This window comes from Dokdonella fugitiva, assembly GCF_004342425.1.
GTDB classification, from domain to species: domain Bacteria; phylum Pseudomonadota; class Gammaproteobacteria; order Xanthomonadales; family Rhodanobacteraceae; genus Dokdonella_A; species Dokdonella_A fugitiva.
The window spans coordinates 26,817-46,445 of sequence record NZ_SLWQ01000012.1; the positions used below are offsets into that span (position 1 = coordinate 26,817).

The 19,629-nt window shown below is 68.7% G+C and carries 17 protein-coding genes; 7 read left to right on the forward strand and 10 right to left on the reverse strand.

Going from position 1 to position 19,629, the window contains the following annotated elements:
• Nucleotides 1-201 precede the first annotated feature (201 nt).
• Both EV148_RS16650 and EV148_RS16655 read right to left on the reverse strand, forming a co-directional pair.
• Complete coding sequence (locus EV148_RS16650; protein WP_131999984.1) at nucleotides 202-1,623, reverse strand: M20/M25/M40 family metallo-hydrolase; 1,422 nt, start codon at nucleotides 1,621-1,623, stop codon at nucleotides 202-204.
• Between the two features lie 337 nt (nucleotides 1,624-1,960).
• Entirely contained in the window at nucleotides 1,961-2,674 is a 714-nt protein-coding gene (locus EV148_RS16655) for a pseudouridine synthase (protein WP_131999985.1), read from the reverse strand.
• A 123-nt stretch (nucleotides 2,675-2,797) separates the two neighbouring features.
• Between EV148_RS16655 and EV148_RS16660 the strand changes: the two genes are divergently transcribed.
• The gene (locus EV148_RS16660) at nucleotides 2,798-3,223 is read left to right on the forward strand and encodes an OsmC family protein (protein ID WP_131999986.1); all 426 of its coding nucleotides are present in this window, start codon (nucleotides 2,798-2,800) and stop codon (nucleotides 3,221-3,223) included.
• Between the two features lie 200 nt (nucleotides 3,224-3,423).
• Here the strand turns inward: EV148_RS16660 and thpR are convergent, their stop codons facing one another.
• Nucleotides 3,424-3,993, reverse strand: a complete 570-nt coding sequence (gene thpR, locus EV148_RS16665) for an RNA 2',3'-cyclic phosphodiesterase (RefSeq protein WP_131999987.1) — start codon at nucleotides 3,991-3,993, stop codon at nucleotides 3,424-3,426.
• An 80-nt stretch (nucleotides 3,994-4,073) separates the two neighbouring features.
• Here thpR and EV148_RS16670 point away from each other — a divergent pair, with 80 nt between their 5' ends.
• Together EV148_RS16670 and EV148_RS16675 are read left to right on the forward strand one after the other, a co-directional pair.
• Complete coding sequence (locus tag EV148_RS16670; RefSeq protein ID WP_131999988.1) at nucleotides 4,074-4,529, forward strand: YbaY family lipoprotein; 456 nt, start codon at nucleotides 4,074-4,076, stop codon at nucleotides 4,527-4,529.
• Between the two features lie 7 nt (nucleotides 4,530-4,536).
• A complete protein-coding gene (locus EV148_RS16675) occupies nucleotides 4,537-4,887 on the forward strand; it encodes a VOC family protein (protein WP_131999989.1) in 351 nt (116 codons plus the stop codon).
• An 18-nt stretch (nucleotides 4,888-4,905) separates the two neighbouring features.
• Here EV148_RS16675 and EV148_RS16680 read toward each other — a convergent pair whose 3' ends face one another.
• From EV148_RS16680 to EV148_RS16710, 7 genes are all read right to left on the reverse strand, one after another.
• Nucleotides 4,906-5,181 carry a hypothetical protein gene (locus EV148_RS16680; protein WP_131999990.1) on the reverse strand — a complete coding sequence of 92 codons (276 nt, stop codon included), beginning with the start codon at nucleotides 5,179-5,181 and terminating at the stop codon, nucleotides 4,906-4,908.
• A 109-nt stretch (nucleotides 5,182-5,290) separates the two neighbouring features.
• On the reverse strand, nucleotides 5,291-6,304 hold the full coding sequence (locus EV148_RS16685) for a serine hydrolase domain-containing protein (RefSeq protein ID WP_182517499.1): 1,014 nt from the start codon (nucleotides 6,302-6,304) through the stop codon (nucleotides 5,291-5,293).
• A gap of 38 nt (nucleotides 6,305-6,342) precedes the next feature.
• Nucleotides 6,343-7,890 carry a serine hydrolase domain-containing protein gene (locus EV148_RS16690; RefSeq protein ID WP_131999992.1) on the reverse strand — a complete coding sequence of 516 codons (1,548 nt, stop codon included), beginning with the start codon at nucleotides 7,888-7,890 and terminating at the stop codon, nucleotides 6,343-6,345.
• On the reverse strand, nucleotides 7,890-9,104 hold the full coding sequence (locus tag EV148_RS16695) for a dipeptidase (protein WP_131999993.1): 1,215 nt from the start codon (nucleotides 9,102-9,104) through the stop codon (nucleotides 7,890-7,892). The genes EV148_RS16690 and EV148_RS16695 overlap by 1 nt, the downstream gene beginning before the upstream one ends.
• Nucleotides 9,101-10,378: a diaminopimelate decarboxylase gene (gene lysA / locus EV148_RS16700; protein ID WP_131999994.1), complete on the reverse strand. Its 1,278-nt coding sequence runs from the start codon at nucleotides 10,376-10,378 to the stop codon at nucleotides 9,101-9,103. Before lysA ends, EV148_RS16695 begins: the two co-directional genes overlap by 4 nt.
• A gap of 68 nt (nucleotides 10,379-10,446) precedes the next feature.
• Nucleotides 10,447-13,431, reverse strand: coding sequence for a TonB-dependent receptor (locus tag EV148_RS16705; RefSeq protein ID WP_131999995.1), 2,985 nt, complete (start codon nucleotides 13,429-13,431; stop codon nucleotides 10,447-10,449).
• 39 nt (nucleotides 13,432-13,470) lie between these two features.
• Nucleotides 13,471-14,922 carry a transglutaminase-like domain-containing protein gene (locus EV148_RS16710; protein WP_131999996.1) on the reverse strand — a complete coding sequence of 484 codons (1,452 nt, stop codon included), beginning with the start codon at nucleotides 14,920-14,922 and terminating at the stop codon, nucleotides 13,471-13,473.
• A 165-nt stretch (nucleotides 14,923-15,087) separates the two neighbouring features.
• Here EV148_RS16710 and EV148_RS16715 point away from each other — a divergent pair, with 165 nt between their 5' ends.
• The 4 genes from EV148_RS16715 to EV148_RS16730 are packed head-to-tail and all read left to right on the forward strand — an operon-like array spanning nucleotide 15,088 to nucleotide 19,629.
• Nucleotides 15,088-16,239, forward strand: coding sequence for a DUF819 family protein (locus EV148_RS16715; RefSeq protein ID WP_131999997.1), 1,152 nt, complete (start codon nucleotides 15,088-15,090; stop codon nucleotides 16,237-16,239).
• 12 nt (nucleotides 16,240-16,251) lie between these two features.
• Nucleotides 16,252-17,688 carry a C40 family peptidase gene (locus EV148_RS16720; protein ID WP_131999998.1) on the forward strand — a complete coding sequence of 479 codons (1,437 nt, stop codon included), beginning with the start codon at nucleotides 16,252-16,254 and terminating at the stop codon, nucleotides 17,686-17,688.
• Nucleotides 17,685-18,779, forward strand: a complete 1,095-nt coding sequence (locus tag EV148_RS16725; RefSeq protein WP_131999999.1) for a dipeptide epimerase — start codon at nucleotides 17,685-17,687, stop codon at nucleotides 18,777-18,779. The genes EV148_RS16720 and EV148_RS16725 overlap by 4 nt, the downstream gene beginning before the upstream one ends.
• Nucleotides 18,780-18,786: 7 nt before the next feature.
• The gene (locus EV148_RS16730; protein ID WP_132000000.1) at nucleotides 18,787-19,629 is read left to right on the forward strand and encodes a MurR/RpiR family transcriptional regulator; all 843 of its coding nucleotides are present in this window, start codon (nucleotides 18,787-18,789) and stop codon (nucleotides 19,627-19,629) included.

Consider the following 19,629-nt stretch of genomic DNA (forward strand, 5'->3'; position numbering starts at 1 on the left):
TTCCGCTGCCCCCGCACGGGTGCGGCGCACGTCACCTGCAGGAGCGCCCCCTGTGCGCGACCGTTGCGCCTCGGCGCACCGCGACGCCGCGGTCGCGCACAGGTGGGCTCCTACGGGTGCACCGCGCGTGCGGCGGAAGTCAGTTCGCCCTGAGCGCAGGCTGTGGGCTCACGCGAAAACGCCGGCCGGCCTGCGCGTCGATCATTCCTTCGCGTTCGCGTAGAGCTTCACGACCTCGTAGAGGAAGCGTCGTCCGTCGAGCAGCGACTTCACGCGGATGCGTTCGTTGAGCCCGTGCGCGTGGCTGCCTTCGACGTCGTGGAACATGCCGGACAGGCCGTAGGTGGGCGTACCTGCCGCGTTGAGGAAGCGGCCGTCGGTCGCGCCGGTCGACATCGTCGGCACGATCGCGACGCCGGGCCAGATCGACTCGGCGACCTTGCGCACCGGCTCCATGATCGCCGGCGACAGGTTCGGGGCGTTGCCGACCGGGCTCGGTTCGCCGATCGCCGTGATCGTGATGTCGGCGTCGTCGACGAGGCGCGCGAGCGTGTTCTTCACCGCCTCGAGCGGCACGCCGGGCAGGATGCGGCAGTTGACGTTCGCACCCGCGCGTTGCGGCAACGCGTTGGGCGCGTGCCCCGCGTCGACCATCGTCGCGACACAGGTCGTGCGCAGCATGCTGTTCCAGCCCGGATTGAGCGTCCACAGGCGGTCCGCCGCGGCCGCGTCGGGCGGATCGGCGAGCACGGCCTTGATGTCCTCGGCGACCGCCTGCGGCGCGAGTTCGAGCTGCGCCTTGAAGTATCCGCGCGTGGCGTCGTTGAGGCTGATCGGGAACTGGTAGGCCGCGATGCGGCCGAGCGCGGTGCTCAATGCGTAGATCGGGTTCTTCTTCGTCGGCCGCGAGCTGTGGCCGCCCTTGTCGGTGACTTCGAGGCGGAAGTCCTGGTACACCTTCTCGCCTGCCTGCACCTGCAACGCGACCGGCTTGCCGTGCGCATCGAGTTCGCCGCCCGCCCCTTCGTTGAGCGCGAACGCGGCGCGCGTGAGTTCGGGATGCTCCTTCATGAGCCATTCGACGCCGTCGAAGGTGTCGGATGTCTCCTCGCCGCAGGTGAGCATCAGCCGGATGTCGCGACGCGGCTTGAAGCCTTCCTTGTGATAGCGGATCAGGCTGTCGGTGAATACTGCCGCCATCGCCTTGTCGTCGCTGGCGCCACGCGCGTAGAACCAGCCGTCTTCCTCGACAAGCTTGAACGGATCGCGCACCCAGTCCTCGCGCTTCGCCTCGACGACGTCGAGGTGCGCGAGCAGGAGGATCGCCTTCGCCGCCGGGTCGCTACCCTTGATCGTCGCGACGAGGTTGCCGTCCTTCGGCCGCTCCGCCGGCACGAGCACCTGCGTGTCCGCCGCGGGGATGCCGGCCTCGACCAGGCGCGCCTGCATTGCCTGCGCCGCCTCGGTGCAGCTGCCGACCGACAAGGTCGTGTTGATCTCGACGAGTTGCTTGTACAGCGCGTGGAACGACGCCTCGCCGGCATCGGGTTTCTTCGCCGCGACGGGCAGCGCGGCGACCATGAGCGCGGCGGCGAGCATCGAGGCGGGGCGGTTCGGCTGCATCGGGTGATTCCTCTTCGGCACGAAGGCGCAACCATGGAACGCGGGCGCGGCCTTGGCAAGGCGCTTTACACGGTGCAAACATGATCGAGGCCTGAGGACCGGGGGTACGCAAGTCACGACGGTCGGCGGCACGCGCTGCGCGCGTGCCGCCCTGCACGAACCCCGACGTCCGTAGGGCGGAATGCGTCTGCAGGAGCCCGCCCTGTGGGCGATCGCGGCGTTGCAACGCGCGGCGCGACGGTCGCGCACGGCGCGCGCTTCTGCACAGTGCCGTACGGCGCGTTCGGCGCGGAAGCCGCGGCACTCGCCGATGCTCGCCCGCGGCCCTCGTCCGCCGTCACCACTCCGTGCGATCGGGCAACAGGCCGCGCAGCTCGGGCTCCGTGAGGTTGCGCCACTGTCCGAGCTTGAGCGCGCCGAGCTTGATATTGACGATGCGCACGCGGCGCAGCTGGGTCACGCGGTAGCCGAATGCGGCGGCCATCAGACGGATCTGCCGGTTGAGACCCTGCGTCAGCACGATGCGGAATCCGTACTTGGCGATGCGCGCGGTGCGGCACGGCTTGGTCATCTGGCCGTGGATGCGCACGCCGCGCGCCATGCCGGCGAGGAACTCGGGCGTGACCGGCTTGTTCACCGCGACGAGGTATTCCTTCTCGTGGCGATTCTCCGAGCGCAGGATCTCGTTGACGATGTCGCCATTGCTGGTGAGCAGGATCAGGCCTTCCGAGTCCTTGTCGAGACGGCCCACCGGGAAGATGCGCTGCGCATGGTCGACGAAGTCGACGATGTTGCCGCCGACCTCGCGCTCGGTCGTGCAAGTGATGCCGACCGGTTTGTTGAGCGCGATGTAGACGTGCCGGCGGCCCTTCGCATTCGCCTTGCGCGAGAGCAGCGCCTGGCCGTCCACGAGGACTTCGTCGCCCTCCTCCACCTGCGTGCCGATGCCGGCGGGCACGCCGTTGACGGTCACGCGCTTTTGCGCGATCAGGCGGTCCGCCTCGCGGCGCGAGCAATGGCCACTCTCGGCGATGTATTTGTTCAGTCGCATCCGCGCATTCTACGGGCTTGCACCCCCGCGCAGTTGCACCGCCCGGCGAACGGGGTACGCTGGCACTCCCGGCGCAGCGCCGGCGCGCAATCCTCCCGTATGGAAATCCCAGGAGAACTCCCGATGAAGAAGCATGCTTCCGCGGTATGGACCGGCAGCCTCAAGGAAGGCAAGGGCACGATCTCGACCGAGACGCGCGTGCTCGCCGATGCGCCCTACGGTTTCAGGTCGCGTTTCGAGGACGGGCCCGGCACTAACCCCGAGGAACTCATCGGCGCCGCGCACGCGGGCTGCTTCTCGATGGCGCTGTCGGCCCAGCTGAGCAACGCGGGCACGCCGCCGGAGCGGATCGAGACGAAGGCCGAGATCACCTTCGACAAGGTCGGCGATGGCTTTGCGATCACCGCGAGCCATCTGACCGTCAGCGCGAAGGTGCCAGGCATCGACGCCGCGAAGTTCCAGGAACTGGCGACCAAGGCGAAGGAAGGTTGCCCGATCTCGAAGGTGCTCAATGCGAAGATCACGATGGACGCGACGCTCGTCAGCTGAAGCGGTGGTGGTAGGGTCGATGTGCGCCCGCTCCGGATGCGTGGGCGGAAATGATTCGCGCTCGGGAGCCGCGCGCGAGTCGTGGCGTGCCTTCAAACAGGTGCCGGAAGCAAATGGATCCCGCTTTCTCGGAATGACTTCGAGTGGCTGTTTGACGTCGAGAGGCCGCTGACGTCGACGGGCGGCTTGACGTCGAGGGTTCAGGCGAGCGGCCAGCGTCCGGTCACGCGATAGGGCTCCGGTGGCTGGCTGTCGATGAGCACGAACTCGTCGACGTGCCACGTGATCGGCTGCGCGAGCGGGCGGCGCAGCGCCTGCTCCGCATCGCGCAGGATCGTCACGTGCGGAACGAGCCGGTTCGTGCCGTGCGTGCGGCAGCCGTGGCGTGCGAGCGCGTTGCCGAGTGCGTCGTGCAACTGCAGCAGGGCAGCCGGCGCCTGCTGGCAGCCGAGCCAGACCGGCATGCTGCGGGCACCGAAGCTGCCGACGACATCGAGCAGGAACTCGAAGCGCGGCGATGCGACCTGGGCCGCCGCGGCGATCGCGCGAGCAACGAGGTCGGGCGGCGGCTGCGCGAACGCGCCGAGGAACTGCAACGTGAGGTGATAGCGCGGCGGCTTGAGCCAGCGCCCGCGTGGATCGAGCTCAGCGCGCAACGCGTCCGCGGCCGCGGCGATCGCGGCGCGCGTCGACGCCGCCGGCGACAATGCGAAGAACAGGTTGTGGCTCGCCGCCGCCGCGGGCGCGAAACCGGGAAGATCGCCTTGCATCGGCGCCAGTCTAAGCGATCCGCCCGCGCCGTTGGCGTGTCCCGCTGCACGTTGCGCCTCGGCGGTGGTACAACGGCACCATGCGCCTCGTGCCCGTGTTCGCCCTTGCCGCGATGCTCGTTGCCTGCCAGTCCGTGCCGGCGCCGGAGCACGGCGTCGGCGCGCCGTCGGCGACGACGCCGCGCGCCATCGTCGTGCATGGCCGCGCCTTCCATCTCGAGCGCATGCTCGTCCCGGCGGGGGCCGTGCTCGACGTCCAACTCATCGACGATCGCATCGCCGACGCGCCGGACGCGATGCGGCCGGCCACGGTCGCGCGCATGAGCTACGGCGACCTGCGGTCTTCGCCCTACGTGTTCGATCTTCCCCTGGACGCCGACCGAATGGACGCGGACGGTCGTTACAGCGTGCGCGCGACCTTGCGCGACGCCCACGGGCGGCTCATGTTCGCCACCCCTTCCCGCGTTCCCGTCGCACCCGGTGCCGCGTCGCCGCTGGAACTCCACCTCGTGCGCGTCACCCTGCCCCCGCCCTGAGGACCTCATGACCCGCCACGACCACGTGATCGACTTCATCGAATTCCCTGCGGGTGACGTCGGCCAGCTGGATCGCGGCAAGCGCTTCTTCGCCGACGTGTTCGGCTGGACCTATCGCGATTGGGGCGAGGACGATATTCGGATACGTCGCCAGTGGCGTCGCGAGCGGCAGCAATGCCGATCCCGGGCATCGACCACGGCACCCGCTCGCCGTGATCCGCGCGACCTCGACACGCGCTCGCGCGTGATCGCCGCAGGCGGCGAAATCAGGCGCGAGACATTCGTGTTCCCGGGCGGGCGCCGATTCCACTTCCGTGATCCGGCAGGCAACGAACTCGCCGTCTGGTCCGAGCACTGACCACGTCACGGGGCGCCGTCAGCGGCGGTGATGGTCGCGACGGTGGTCGTGGCCGCGGCGATGGTGGACCCGGTCGTAATGGACGCCGAGGCCGATCGTCGGATACGAATACCGGTAGTAGCCGGGCCAGTAGTCGTAGTCGTAGTAGTAGACGTCGGGGCGGTAGGTGTAGCGGCTGCTGTAGTAGACGCTGCCGCGATAGCCGTCGTGACGCACGTAGCCCGGTTCGTATACGCAGCCGGCCAGCGCGGCCAGCAAGGTCAACCCGAGCGCGGTTTTCAGGATCGTTTTCATGACGCGAGCCTCTTCGTCCGAGGTACGGGTCACCCTACGCCGGCCGCGCTAAATCCGTGCTGAGCCAGCCGGCGAGATCGCATTCAGGACGCATTTCGTTGCGCGCGCTTCAGAAGAACAGGCGCCCGATCCCGAGCGCCATGCGATAGGGCTCCGGATCGTTGCGGTTGCTCAGCACGATCACCGTGAGGTGGCGCTTGGGCCAACGCACGATCACGTTGCGGAACCCGATCGTCTCGCCCGAATGCCATTGCGTGTCGCCGGTGAGGCGCCAGCCGAAGCCGTATTGGACGTCGGCGACATCGGTCTTCGTCCATGGCGTGAAGGCGAGCCGCCGCGATGCCTCGCCGAGCAGGCGATCGTCGTAGGCGGCGGCGTCCCAGTGCGCGAGGTCGTCGATCGAGGAATAGATGCCGCCGTCGCCGAGCACCGCGCTGGTGAGGCTCTGGTCGGTGCGCTGCCAGTGGCCGGCGACCTCGCTGTAGCCGTACGCGCGATGCGGCACGGGCGGGCCCTCCTGCACGTAGGCCAGCGTGTCGCGCATGCCGAGCGGTTCGAAGATGCGCTCGCGCAGGAAGCCCTGGAAGCTCCGTCCGGAAGCACGTTCGACGACGAGCGCGAGCAGCGCATAGCCACCGTTGCTGTAGCGATACGCCGTGCCCGGCGTGAAGTACAGCCGCGATTCGCGTTCGAGCAGGTGCAGCACGTCGCTGTCGCGCAGCGGCGTGGCGAGCCCGGCCGGCATGATGTCCTCGTAATCGATCAGCCCGCCGGTGTGCGTGAGCAGGTGGCGGATCGTGATCGCATCGTCGCTCGCGGGCAATGACGGCAGCCAGCGGCGGACCGGGTCGTCCAGGCCGAGGCGGCCATCTTCGGCGAGCAGCAGGATCGCCGCGGCGGTGAACTGCTTGGTCACCGACGCAAGCCGGTAGTTGGTCGCGGGCGTCGCGGCGATGCCCTGCTCGAGATCGGCGCGGCCGTACGCCTTGCGCACGAGCGGAATGCCATCGCGCAGCACGAGCACGGAAGCGCCGGGTACGTCGCCCGCGTACGCGCGCATGATCGCATCGACGCGGGCCTCGCGCGTCGCCCCTGCCGCGCACCCGGCTAGCCATGCACCCATTGCCACTCCAAGCACCCGCCAACCCATCGCGAACTCCGTCAGTCGCAGTCGCGCACGCGCCGGAACGCGAGGTCCTCGAAGTCGAAGCTGAAGTCCGCGCGCGGATCGACCTTCGCGAGCTTCAGCATGCCCTCGTCCGCGTCGGCGGGGAGGTCGATCCAGGCCTCGGCATCGACACGGACATCGTCCCACGCGACGAGCGTGCGCCCGAGCGAGCGCATGACGATGCCGCTCAGGAGCGGCGACTTCGCCGCGCGGAAACGCACCCTGCCCGCCTCCTCGCACAACGCCGCTTCGCCGAACCATGGATCGCGCCAGATGCCTAGGCGCGTGCGCAGTTCGTCGACCGCGACGGGTTCGCGCACGGAGACATCCGGTGCCGCCTGTCCGCGAGTGACCGGTTCGGCGGCGACGCGTGCGGCGTACCCGGCGATCGTCGCGCGTTCGGCTGGCGCGGTGAAATGCTTGAGCAGCACTTCGCCGAGCATCGTGCGTGCCGCATCGCCGTCGCCGTTGATGAGCACGACGAAGCCCGCATGGCGATCGGGCAGCAGCATCAGCAGCGAATACATGCCCGACAGCGTGCCGGTGTGCGAGACGGTCCACGTGCCGTCGACGTCGGCGAGGCGCCAGCCGAGCCCGTACGCGTAAGCGTGCGTGCGGTCCCAGTCGCGGCGGCGCCCGGAGATCGGCATCGGCGTATGCGCGGTCCAGAGCTCGCGGCGTCGCTCGGCCGACAACCAGGCGAGCTGCCGCGCATCCGGCGCGAGCCAGTTGCGTGCCCACGCGAGCATGTCGCCGAGGCTGCAGCGGATGCCACCGGCGGCCGCCGAGGTGATCGCCGGCACGATCGCCGCATCCGCGTTGATCACCACGTTGCGGCCGTCCTTGCGCATGTGCGGCTGCGCGACATCGTCGACCTCGGCGCTCCGCCAGCTGCCGACGCGACAGCGCGCGAGCCCGAGCGGTTCGAACACTTCGCGCCGCACGAGATCCTCGTACGGCGCGCCACCCGCGGCGGCTGCGACCTCACCCGCGACGACGTACAGCAGGTTGTCGTAGGCATAACGCGAGCGGAAGCTGTGCTGCGGCACGAGCCAGGCGAGGCCGGCGAGGATGTCGGCGCGCGTGAATGCGTTCGGTTCGGGCCACAGCATGAGGTCGCCCGCGCCTTCGCGCAGGCCGCTGTTGTGCACGAGCAGGTCCTGCACCTCGATGTTGCGCGTGACCCAGTCGTCGTGCATGCGGAACTGCGGCAGGTGGCGCGTGACCGGATCGTCCCAGCGCAGCTTGCCGGCGGCGACGAGTCGCGCGAGCAGCGCGGTCGTCATCGCCTTGCTGTTGGAGGCGATCTTGAACAGCGTGCGCGACGTGACCGGCTTGCCGGAACCTGCGACCGTCTCGCCCGCGGTGCGCGTCCACACCACACGGCCGTCCTCGATCACGCCGACCGCGAGGCCCGGCAGGTGGTAGCGCGCCATCGCGTCGTCGAACGCGATGTCGTAGGGCGAGCGCGGCCCGGCCGCGGCGGCGACGCCGGCGACCATCGTCGCGACGAGCAGCGCGACCGCCCGGCTCCCGCGCATCACCGTCCGGCCTCCTGGTGCTTCGCTCCCGCGTCGATCGCCGCCTGCCACACGCGCAGCAGGTTGCCGCTCCAGATCATGCCGATCGCATCCTCGTCGTAGCCGCGCCGGCGCAGCCCTTCGGTGACGTTGCGCGTCTGCGAGGCGTCGAGCCAGCCGTCGACGCCACCGCCGCCGTCGAAGTCCGAGGCGATGCCGACGTGATCGATGCCGGCGACACGGGCGATGTGCTGCACATGGTCGAGATACATGTCGAGCGTGGCGAGCGGAAACTGCGCATCGATGCGGCGCATGCCCTCGACGTAAGCGGGCAGGTAATCGTGCTTCTCGCTGTCGTACTCGGCATCGCCCGCCTGCACGGCCACGGCTTTCTGCAGTGCCTTCTCGGCCGCTTCGCGCGCCGGGTCGCGCTTGACGAACTCGCGGTAGGCGACCGCCTGGATCACGCCGCCGCGCGCGGCGATCGCGCGCAACAGGTCGTCCGGCAGGTTGCGCGCATGATCGACCAGCGCACGCGCCGACGAATGCGAGGCGATGATCGGCGCCGCCGATATGGCGAGCACGTCGCGCACGCAGGCATCGGACGCGTGCGAAACGTCGACCATCATGCCGAGCGCGTTCGCGCGCGCGACGACCGCGCGGCCGAAGTCGGTGATGCCACGCTCGTTCGTCTCGTGGCGCTCCGCGTCCGGCAGCGAGCTCGAGCAAAGGTCGTTGTTGCCGACGTGCACGAGGCCGAGGTAACGCGCGCCACGCGCCCAGGCGGCATCGAGGCGCGCGAGGTCGTGGCCGAGCGAATAGGCGTTCTCGACGCCGATTGCGGCCGACAACCGGCCGTGGGCGCGATTGGCGCGGATGTCCTGCGGCGTGCGCGCGAGGCGGATGCGCCCCGGGTAGCGCTGCAGCAGGCGATCGATCGCGGCGTACTTGCGCTCGGCCTGAGCGACCGCGTGCGCGTAGCCTTGTGCGTCCAGCGGCCCCTGCTCGACGAACACGACGAGGAACGCGGCATCGAGGCCGCCGCGCTCCATCTTGCCGAGATCGACCTTGAGCGGCGTGTCGCCGCCGGCGTCGAAGCGCGGTTCGGCCATGTAGGCGAACGGGATGTCGACGTGCGTGTCGAGCGCGAGCGGACGCCCGTCGCGCGCGTGGTGCATGGCGCATGCCGACGCGAGCAGCGTGGTGAGCACCGCGATGGTCGCCCGCGCGCTCATGCGACCTGCCAGTCGCCGGCCGGCTGCTCGCCGGCGAGCATCTCGTCGAAGTGCTGCCGCCGGCGCACGACGGCGTAGCGGCCGCGTTCGACCATCGCTTCCGCGGCGAGCGGGCGCGAGTTGTACGTCGATGCCATCGAGGCCCCGTAGGCGCCGGTCGTTTCGATCATGACGAGATCCCCTTCCTCGCAGCGTGGCAACTCGCGTGCGCGCGCGAACGTGTCGCCGGTTTCGCAGACCGGCCCGACGACGTCGTAGACCACGCGCTCGCGCTCGCGCCCGTGCAATGGTTCGATCGCATGCCAGGCATCGTACAGGCTCGGCCGCTGCAGGTCGTTCATCGCCGCATCCAGCACGAGGAAGCGGCGCCGCGCACCGTGCTTGACGCGGATCACGCGCGTCAGCAGCACGCCGGCCTCGGCGACGAGCCAGCGCCCGGGTTCGACGATCAGCCGCCCGCCGAAGCCGCGCAGCGCATGGCGCAACGTGCGCGCGTAGTCGCCGACGTCCACGGGCACGTCATGGCTTTCCCGGTAGCGCACGCCGAGGCCACCGCCGGCATCGATGCAGGCGATCGCGTGGCCGGCCGCCAGCAGATCGCGCGCCAGCACGGCGATGCGCTCGAAGGCCCGGGCGAACGGCGCGAGTTCGAGCACCTGCGAGCCGATGTGCACGTGCAGGCCGTCGAGCACGACATTCGGTCGATGCGCGTGCTCGGCGAACCATTGCCAGGCCTCGTTCGGCTCGACGCCGAACTTGTTCTCCGCCTTGCCGGTCGCGATCTTCGCGTGCGTGCCCGCATCGACATCGGGGTTCACGCGCACGGACGCATGCGCGACCTGGCCGCGATCGCGCGCGACGCGCTGCAGCAGGTCGAGTTCGTCGCGCGATTCTACGTTGAAGCGGCCGATGCCCGCCGCGAGGGCCTCGGCGATCTCGTCGGCGGTCTTGCCGACGCCGGAGAACACGATGCGCGACGACGCGATGCCGGCGCACAGGCTGCGCCGCAACTCGCCCGCGGAGACGATGTCGGCGCCGAAGCCCTCGTCCGCCATCAACGCGAGCACGGCGACATTGGGATTGGCCTTCACCGCATAGCAGACGAGTGCATCGAGCCCGGCCAGCGCCGCGCGCAGTTCAGCGGCGCGCCGGCGCAAACGGCTGGCCGAGTAGACGTGCAGCGGCGTGCCGAGCCGCCGCGCGAGCGCTTCGAGATCGACGCCGTCGACGCAGGTGCGCTCGCCGCAGTCGTCCGCCTCGGGTACTGCCGCCATGGGATGTCCGCTCCTGGAGGAAAAAAAGAACGGCGGCCCAGGCATCGGGCCGCCGCGGGGAGAGCACATCAGAAGTCGGCGGAGACGGTGAGCTGGGCGAAGCGCGGCGACTGGAAGCCGATCGGTTGCCGGAACGTGTCGTTCACGGTGTCGCCGATCGTCGTCTGCAGGTCCTGGTTGACGCGGATCGTGTGTTGCTGGTTGAACAGGTTGTACACCGCGAACTTGACCTGGAGGCGACCCTTGTCGCCGAGCGACGTCAGCCAGGCGATGCTCGCGCCGACGTCGAACGTCCATGGCGTGCGGCCGTACCTGCCGCGCGGAGAGCGCACGTAGACGCGCTCCGTCGACGGGCCGTCGCAGTTCTCGACGCAGATGAAGTAGCTGTGGTAGTTGGTCGCATCGTAGGGATTGCCGACGCCGAAGCCGGTGACCGGCGAGCCGGACAGCGCCTTGAAGTCGCCGCCGAGGCGCCAGTGGTCGTCCAGCGCGTAGGTCCCGCGCACCTTGATCTGATGCCGGTGGTCGTTCGGCAGGTAGCCGGCGCCGCCGAGGTTGACCCAGGGATCGTCGAAATTCTCGGTGCGACCGGTATCGTCGAACTCGGTGTCGGAGTTGACCGGTCCTTCGGCGTTGCCCCGGCTCCAGGACAGCGTGTACGACGCGTTGAGCGCCCACTTGCCGTCCCATGCGCGATCGATCTGGAACTCCAGTGCCTTGTAGGATCGATTCGGCTTGACCCAGCCGCGCTGGCCGAGGTAGTTGCCTTCGCTGTCGTACATCGCCCAGCCCTCGCGCGACGTATCGATCGTGATCCAGCCATCGGCATTGCCGTCGCAGTCGGTGTCGCCCCACACGGTGACGGGCTTGCCCGGATTGGCCATGACCCAACCGACGTAGCCGTCGCCGCCGCATTGCGGCGTCGCGCTGATTTCCATGTCGTCCACCGCGTTGTGCAGCTTGCGATAGGTGCCGCTCACGCCCCACGACCACTTGTCGTCGAGCATCTGCTGGAAGCCGAGGATCGCCTCGTCGGAGTAGACCGGATCGATGTCACGATCGACTTCCGAGCGCAGATCGCCGACCGTGCCATCGCCCTGCGAGTCGTCGACCGGGCCGATCTGCGGGCCGAGCCGCGGGATCGCGTAGCGCGAACCGTCGCGCTCGACGATGTCGTAGCCGTCGAACGCGTAGTACGTGCGCTCGTCGAGCAGCCCACCGCCCTGCTTGATGTTGATCACGTTCGCGACGGGGAGGAAGTACCGCCCGAGGTTACCGTAGAGCTTGGTCGTGCCGTCGCCGTGCATGTCCCACGAGAAGCCCAGGCGTGGCGCGAGCATGTCGTCGGTCTTGATGTAGCTGCGACCGGCGCCGTCCTTGTTGTCGAACGCGTCGAGGCGCAGGCCCGCGTTGAGCAGGAAGTTCGGCGTGATCGACCAGTTGTCCTCGAGGTAGTAGGCGGAGTCGATCGACTCGAACGTGCCGGCGATCTCGTAGCGGCGCGCGCGCACGTAGCCCTGGTAGCCCTCGGGAATCACGCCGCCGTTGTCGATCGTGTCGCCGGTGTCGCCCGGGTAGATGTTGTAGTAGATCGCGCCGGGGCCGGGATAGTAGCGGTTGTAGTCGGACGTGTTCTCCTCGCGGTCGAGGCCGAAGCGCAGGAGGTGGTCGCCGAGCGTCCATTCGAAGTCGGCGCGCATCGCCTTGCGGTCGTCGTTGCGCGAGATCACCGCGCTGTTGGTCGTGCAGCCGAGCGGCACGCCGGGCGACGGAATCTGGTTGTTCGCCACGACGCGGTTGCATTCGATGTCCGACAGCGAGCGCTGGAAGTTCTCGCGCTCGTTCTTGCCGTACATGAGCTTCATCGAGAAGTCGTTGGTGAGGTACGACGACCAGGTGAGGTTCCAGTTGCGGCCGCCCGTGTCGGTGTAGATCTCGTTCGTCTTCGCGCCACGCTCGCCGGCCTCGAAGTCGTAGTCGTAGACGTCGCCAGTCCTGCTGTTCTTGTTGGAGAACGCCATCAACTCGAGCAGGTTCTTGTCGTTGATGTGCCAGTCGAACTTGGTGCCCCAGAAGCCGTCGTCGGACGCGTTGCGCGTGAGCACCGTGCCGTCGTCGCTGGTGTTCCGCGGGCGGTCGTCGCGCCCCTCGTACATGAGGAAGAAGAACAGCTTGTCCTGCACGATGGGGCCCGACGCGTACAGGTTGAGCTTGGTCAGCGACTGCTCGTCCCTGCTCGCGGCGAGATAGCGCTCGCCATCGGACGTGTAGCGGTCCTTCGCCGACGAATGCCAGTCCGCCGGCTCGGTCGTGAGCTCGGCACCGTAGTGGAAGTCGTTGCTGCCCGAGCGCACGACCGCGTTGACGACGCCGCCCGTGCTGCGACCGAATTCGACCGAATAGCCGCCGGTCTTGACCTGGAATTCCTGGTAGAACGCGAACGGCGCCTCGGAGAACCCGTTGCGGTTGTAGAAGTCGGTGACGTTGAGGCCGTTGACGTAGAACGAGTTCTCGGCGACCGACGAGCCGCCGAACGAGAGGCCGCCGAACGCCGCCACGCCCTTGTTGACGCCGGGCGCGAGGGTCGCCACCGAGTCGACGTTCTGGTCGACAGGCAGGCGGCGCAGTTCCTCGCGCGTGACATTGGTGGCGATTTCGGTCGAGGTCACGTCGACCGCGGAAACAACGCTCGTGCCGGTGACCTTGACCGCTTCGAGGCTGACCGCCTCGCCGACGTCGACGGTCGTCGCGTTGCCGAGGCTCACGCGGATCGCGAGCGGTTCGCCGACCGCCGCGCCGTCCTTCTCCGCCTGCAGCGTGTACTTGCCGACCGGCAGGTACGGGAAGCGGTAGTTGCCCTTGTCGTCGGCGACGACCGTGCGCGTGAGCCCGGTCTCCGGACTGGTCACGGTCACGGTCGCGCCCGCGGCGGTCTTGCCGACGATCGAGCCATCGGTGTTGCCGGCGAAGGCCGGCACCGCGATGCACGACAGACACAGTCCGAGCGCCAGGCACAGCCTGCGCTTGCGAAGTACGCGCGTGTTGCCACCCATGTCCGATCTCCCCGTTGGCGGTTGGATTCCCGTCGCCGTTCAGTCGGCGCGCGCGGGGCGCACGCTCCACTCGAAGGCGTAGTCCCACTGGTCGAAATACAGGTTGCCGCCGCTCCACTCGACCTCGCCGCGCTGCAGGTCGACGGTTTCGGAGCGGAAATGCGTCTTCGGCGGCACGAGCTCGCGGCCGTAGTCGTCGTTGAACGCGATGCGGTAGGCGTCGAGGCCGCCGAGGTAGAAGCCCGCGATCGCCGGGTCGCCGTCGTCGAGACGCCCGAACGTCACGTCCATCGGCACCCAGCCGTACGGCGCGACGTAGAGCCAGCCCCAGTCGTGCATGTCGTCGTAGCCGGCGTCGGAATAGATCCAGCCGGACTGCCAGCGCGTCGGGATGCCGTTCATGCGCAACAGGGTCATCAGCAGCAGGGTCTGCTGGCCGCAATCGGCATGCCCCGCATGCAGCGCGTAGTCGCTGATGTTGCTGATCGTCGAATACTCGCGCGCGCCCGCCCACGGGATGCGGTCGACCGCAGCGTAGAGTTTCTGCGCGATGCGCCAGGGATTCTTCTCGTCGCCGACGATCTGCCGCGAGAAGAGCTCGAGGGGCTCGCTGAAGACGATGTGCGGCGGGCGCTCGGCGAGGTAGGGCGCGAGTTCCGGCGTGACCGCCACGGGCACGACCTTGTCCGCATCGATCGCGTGGTATTGCGCATGGACGTCGAGTTCGTAGGTCACCGAGAACCTCGTCGCCTCGCCCGCGCGGGCGCGCGCTTCGAGATACACCGTGCGTTGCAGCGCCGACGCCGGCGCGAGCACGTGCTTGCGCGGCACGCTCGCCTCGAAGCGCAGGTGCTCCTGCTGGCCGGCGATCTCGCGCGGATATGGCAGCCACGCGCGCACGACCTCGCCCGCCGGCACCGCGTCGGCGTGCACGCTGATCGACTGCGTGACGCGCACGTGGCGCGCTGCGACGCTGCTGCGACCGCTCGCGAGCGCCGCGTCGCGCGCTTCGCGATGATGCGCGTTGGCGACTTCCATCGGGCCGACGTGCGGCGGCACCGGCTTCGCGCGACGCGCACGCGCGGCTTCGCCGAGCAGGAAAAGGTTCGACGGCGCGCGCTTGAAGTAGCGCAGCTCGCCGTCGATGAGCTGGTGTTCGAGCAGGCCCGCGGCATCCCACGCGGCGAACTCGGCCGCGGTGAGGTCGGGGATCTGCTGTCTTACACGCGCCTTGGCCGCGTCCGTGTCGAGGCTGAAGTCGAGGCGGATGCGGCGCATGCGCTCGCGCTGGAACTCGAGTACCGACCGCATCGTCGCGTCGCCATCCTCGCGCGCGAGCGCGGCCGCGATCGCGGATTCGGCGGCCTTGAACTGGCCTGCATCGATCATCGCGATGATCGCCGCCGGGGCGGGCACGTCCCCGGCCTGCGCGACGCCGCCGCACGCGATCACGACGAGCAGCAGGAGGCGAAGACGTCGCCGACGCGACATGGGCGCGACCGTTGCGGATGCGATGGCCACCTAGAGTCCCCAGTACAACCCCGGCCACCTGTGTAACATGCTTGCAAACGAGCGTCAATAATTTATGCTTCTAATACGAAGCAATGGAATTAACTATTCCGTGACCGCATCCGATGCCGTGTCAGAGGGCAGAAAATGATCCGCACGGCATGGCCTTACCTGGCCCTCATGCTGCTCGCGGCCGGCCTTTTTCCGGCCCTCGAACGGCGTTACGGCTGGCGCGGCTTCGCGGTGCTGCCGCCGATCGTGCTCACTTACCTGCTCGTGACTGCGCTCGCCGCAGCGGGCCTGTGGCAGATCACGCCGGAGATCCGCGAGGTGCAGTCGATGCTGACCACGCGACTCGTGCCGGCCTTGCTGTTCCTGCTCATGATCAACTGCGACCTGCGCGCGATCATCGCGCTCGGCCCGCGCGTGCTCGCGGTGTTCGCCTGCACCACGGCGAGCCTGTTCGTCGCATTCATCGCGACCTGGCTGCTGTTCCGGCATGCGCTGCCGAACGAGGGCTGGCAGCCGCTCGCGGCACTCAGTGGCAGCTGGGTCGGCGGCACCGCGAACATGGTCGCGGTGAAGCAGTCGATCGACATGCCCGATTCGCTGCTCGCGATGTCGCTGCTCACCGATGCGCTGTGCTATTCGATGTGGGTGGTCGTGCTGTTCTCGATCGCCCGGCTCGCTCCGGCCTTCAACGCGTGGACGCGGGCGCGCTCGAGCGCCGAGCTCACGGTGGAGGCCGCCGCGCCGGCGGGCGCGACGACGCCGGATGCAGTGCTGCTCTGGTGCGGTTCGGCGCTGCTGGTCGCGTTCGCGGCCGCGATGATCGCGGCGCGGCTGCCGGCGACGGGCATGGTGTCGGCGACGACCTGGACGATCCTGCTCGCGACGATCGCCGGGCTCGTCGTCGCGCACACGCCGCTCGCGCGCTTCCCGGGCGCTTCGCCGATTTCCGGCGCGCTGCTGATCCTCGTCGTCGCCGTGCTCGCCTCGCAGAGCAACTTCGAAGGCATCGCGAGCGCGCCGCTGTACCTCGCCTGCGGCGTCACGATCATCGGCGTGCACGCGTTGCTGCTCGCACTCGCCGCGCGCGCGTTCCATTTCGACCTGTACTTGTGCGGCATCTGCTCGCTCGCGCACATCGGCGGCGTCGCCGCGACGCCGATCCTCGCCGCGAGCTATTCGCGTGCGCTGGCGCCGGTCGGCGTGCTGCTCGCGCTGCTCGGCTACATCCTCGGCACCGGCTTCGGCCTGCTGGTCGCCGGCATCCTGTCCCGACTGGCCCTCGCCTGATCCGGTTCCTCCATGAATGCGCCCTTCCCCACTTGTTTGTTCGCCGCGCTGCTCGCCACCGCGGCGGGTACGCCGGCGCGCGCCGATGATGCGGCGCCGGCGCCGGTACCGGAGCACGGCGTGATCGGCGTCGACGAGTCCAAGCTCACCCCCGGCTACTGGATCGCGCGCCTTGCCGATCCGGATCGCGTCGTGCTCGATCGCGCCGCGATCGCCGTCGACAATGCGCGCCTGCGCGCGCTCGACCCGTCGATGCACGACTTGCGCGCGTTGCCCGCGCGGCTCGATCGCTCGCTCGTCGCGGGCTGGATCGAGGACCTCTCGGGCGACGTCGAAGAGACCCTCTACGCCGTCGACGGCAAGGCGGTCGCGGCGACGCAACGCGAGGAATGGCTCGCCAACCGTGCCGTCGATGCGATCCCCGAACGTGCCGATGCACGCTACGGCCTCGTCGTCGCACGCGCGGACCTGCGCCGCTTCCCGACCACGACGCGCGTCTTCAGCGAGCCCGGCGACACCGACATCGACCGTTTCCAGGAGAGCGCGCTGTTCCCGGGCACGCCGGTCGTCATCGCGCACGCGAGCCGCGACGGTCGCTGGTGGTTCGTGGTGAGCCCGTTGTATGCGGCGTGGATCGAACGACGCTTCGTCGCCGAGGGCACGGCCGACGAGGTGTTCGCCTACGCCGAGCGCAAGCCTTACCGCATCGTCACGGGAGCGACCGTCACGACCGTCGCGACGCCGGAGCAACCCGCGGTCTCGCGCCTGCAGCTCGACATGAGTACGCGCGTGCCCGTGCTCGCCGACTGGCCCGCCGGACGGCCGGTCAATGGCGAGCACCCGTACAGCTCGCACGTGATCCAGCTGCCGCTGCGCCGCGACGACGGCTCGCTCGCGTTCACGCCCGCGCTGCTGCAGAAGCGCATGGACACCAACAGCGACTACCTGCCGCTGACGCGCGCGAACCTGCTGCGCCAGGCGTTCAAGTTCCTCGGCGAACGCTACGGTTGGGGCCACTCGTACGACGCGCGCGACTGCAGCGGCTTCGTCTCCGACGTCTACCGCAGCATGGGCGTGCAGATGCCGCGCAACACGCGCGACCAGAGCCTCAGCGCGGGCCTGCGCCACACCGCGTTCGGCGACGCCGACGACCACGACGCGCGCGTCGCCGCGGCGCGCGCGCTCGAAGTCGGCGACCTCGTCTACATCCCCGGCCACGTGATGATGGCGATCGGCGACGTCGACGGCGAGCCGTACGTGATCCACGACACCACCGGCCTCAGCTACCGCCGGCAGGACGGCAGCATGGCGCGCGTGCTTCTCAACGCCGTGTCGGTCTCGCCGTTGCTGCCGCTGCAGTTCAACGACAAGGATTACTACGTCGACCGCATGACCAGCATCGTGCGGATCCGCCCCGACGCCACCAAGGACGCGACGAACCGGCCATGAAGATCACCGACATCCGTTTCGGCATGCTGCGCGTGCCCCTGAAGACGCCGTTCAAGACCGCGCTGCGCACGGTCGACATGGTCGAGGACATCGTCGTCATTGTGAACACCGACACCGGCCATGTCGGCTACGGCGAGGCGCCGGCGACCGCGGTCATCACCGGCGATACGCACGGCTCGATCGTCGAGGCGATCCGACACTATATCTCGCCGCGCCTGATCGGCGCCGACGTCGCCGACCTCAACCGCATCACGCGCCTGGTCCAGGGCGCGATGGAGAAGAATTCGAGTGCGAAGGCGGCGGTCGAGATCGCCGTCTACGACCTGTTCGGCCAGCTCTACGGCGCGCCGCTCTACCGCCTGCTCGGCGGCGGCGACCCGGTCATCACGACCGACATCACGATCAGCGTCGACTACATCGACAAGATGGTCGCCGACTCGATCGCGGCGGTGGATCGCGGCTTCGAGTCGCTGAAGATCAAGGTCGGCAAGGACATCGGCGTCGACATCGAACGGGTCAAGGCGATCTATGCCGCGGTCGAAGGCCGCGCGCTGCTGCGCCTCGACGCCAACCAGGGCTGGACGGCGAAACAGGCGGTGTATGCGCTGCAGACGCTCGAGGACGCCGGCGTGCGGCTGGAGCTGGTCGAGCAGCCGGTCAAGGCGCAGGACCTCGACGGCATGAAGTACGTGACCGAACGCGTGCACACGCCGATCATGGCCGACGAAAGCGTGTTCGGGCCGACCGAAGTGATCGAGTTGATCCGCATGCGCGCGGCCGACATCATCAACATCAAGCTCATGAAGACCGGCGGCATCTCCAACGCGATCCGCATCGCCGACATCGCGGCGATGTACGAAGTCGAATGCATGATCGGTTGCATGCTCGAAACCAGCATCAGCGTCGCCGCGGCGGTGCACGTCGCGGTGGCGAAGGCGCACGCGATCACCAAGGTCGACCTCGACGGCCCGTCGCTGTGCGCGTTCAACCCGGTCGACGGCGGCGTCATCTTCAACGAGTCGGAGATCAGCGTGACCGATGCCCCCGGCCTCGGCATCCGCGAGATCCGCGGCCTCGAGCTGCTCGCCTGAGACGACGATGTCGCCCCTCCTGAAGATACGCGCCGAACGTGACCAGATGTCCGCGATCGAGCGGCGCATCGCCGACTACATCCTCGAGAACGCGCACCTGCTGCGCGACTACTCCTCGCAACAGCTCGCCAACGCACTGAAGATCAGCCAGTCGAGCGTGGTCAAGTTCAGCCAGAAGCTCGGCTTCAAGGGCTATCCGGACCTCAAGTACTCGGTCGGCGAATCGATCGCGCGTGGCGACGGCGAGACGAACGGCAGCGCGGAACCCGTGCGCGACGACCCGCATGCGGCGCTGGCGGAAAGCCTCTGGCATCGCAAGTCGCAGGCCGAGCAGGAGACGCGGTTGATCAACCCGGCCAGCCGCATCGACGCGATCGCCGCGGCGATCGACGCCGCCGGCAAGGTGTTCGTCATCGGCCTCGGCGAAGACGGCATCCCCGCGCGCGCGTTCGCGATCCGCCTCTCGCTGCTCGACATCCTGACCGTGCATCACTTCGATCCCGTGCTGATGGCGGCGGGAATTGCCGGCGCCAGCGCGGGCGACGTCCTGTTCGCGTTCTCCGAACACGGCAACCAGCCCGCGCTATGCCAGATCGGGCGGCAGTTCCGCGAACGCCACGGCAAGCTCGTGTCGGTCACGCGGCATACTGCCAATGCGCTCTGCACGATCGCCGATTTCCCGCTGCTCGTCTCGGCGCACGATGAACGCGCGCACATCGAGCCGCTGCTGTACCAGTCCGCGTTGCGGCACCTGCTCGACATGATCTTCGTGCTGCTGTGCGAACGCGGCGAGCGCCTGGCGCAGCTCGACGGCAACCTCGAGCGCATCCGCGCGATGCTCGAGCACTGA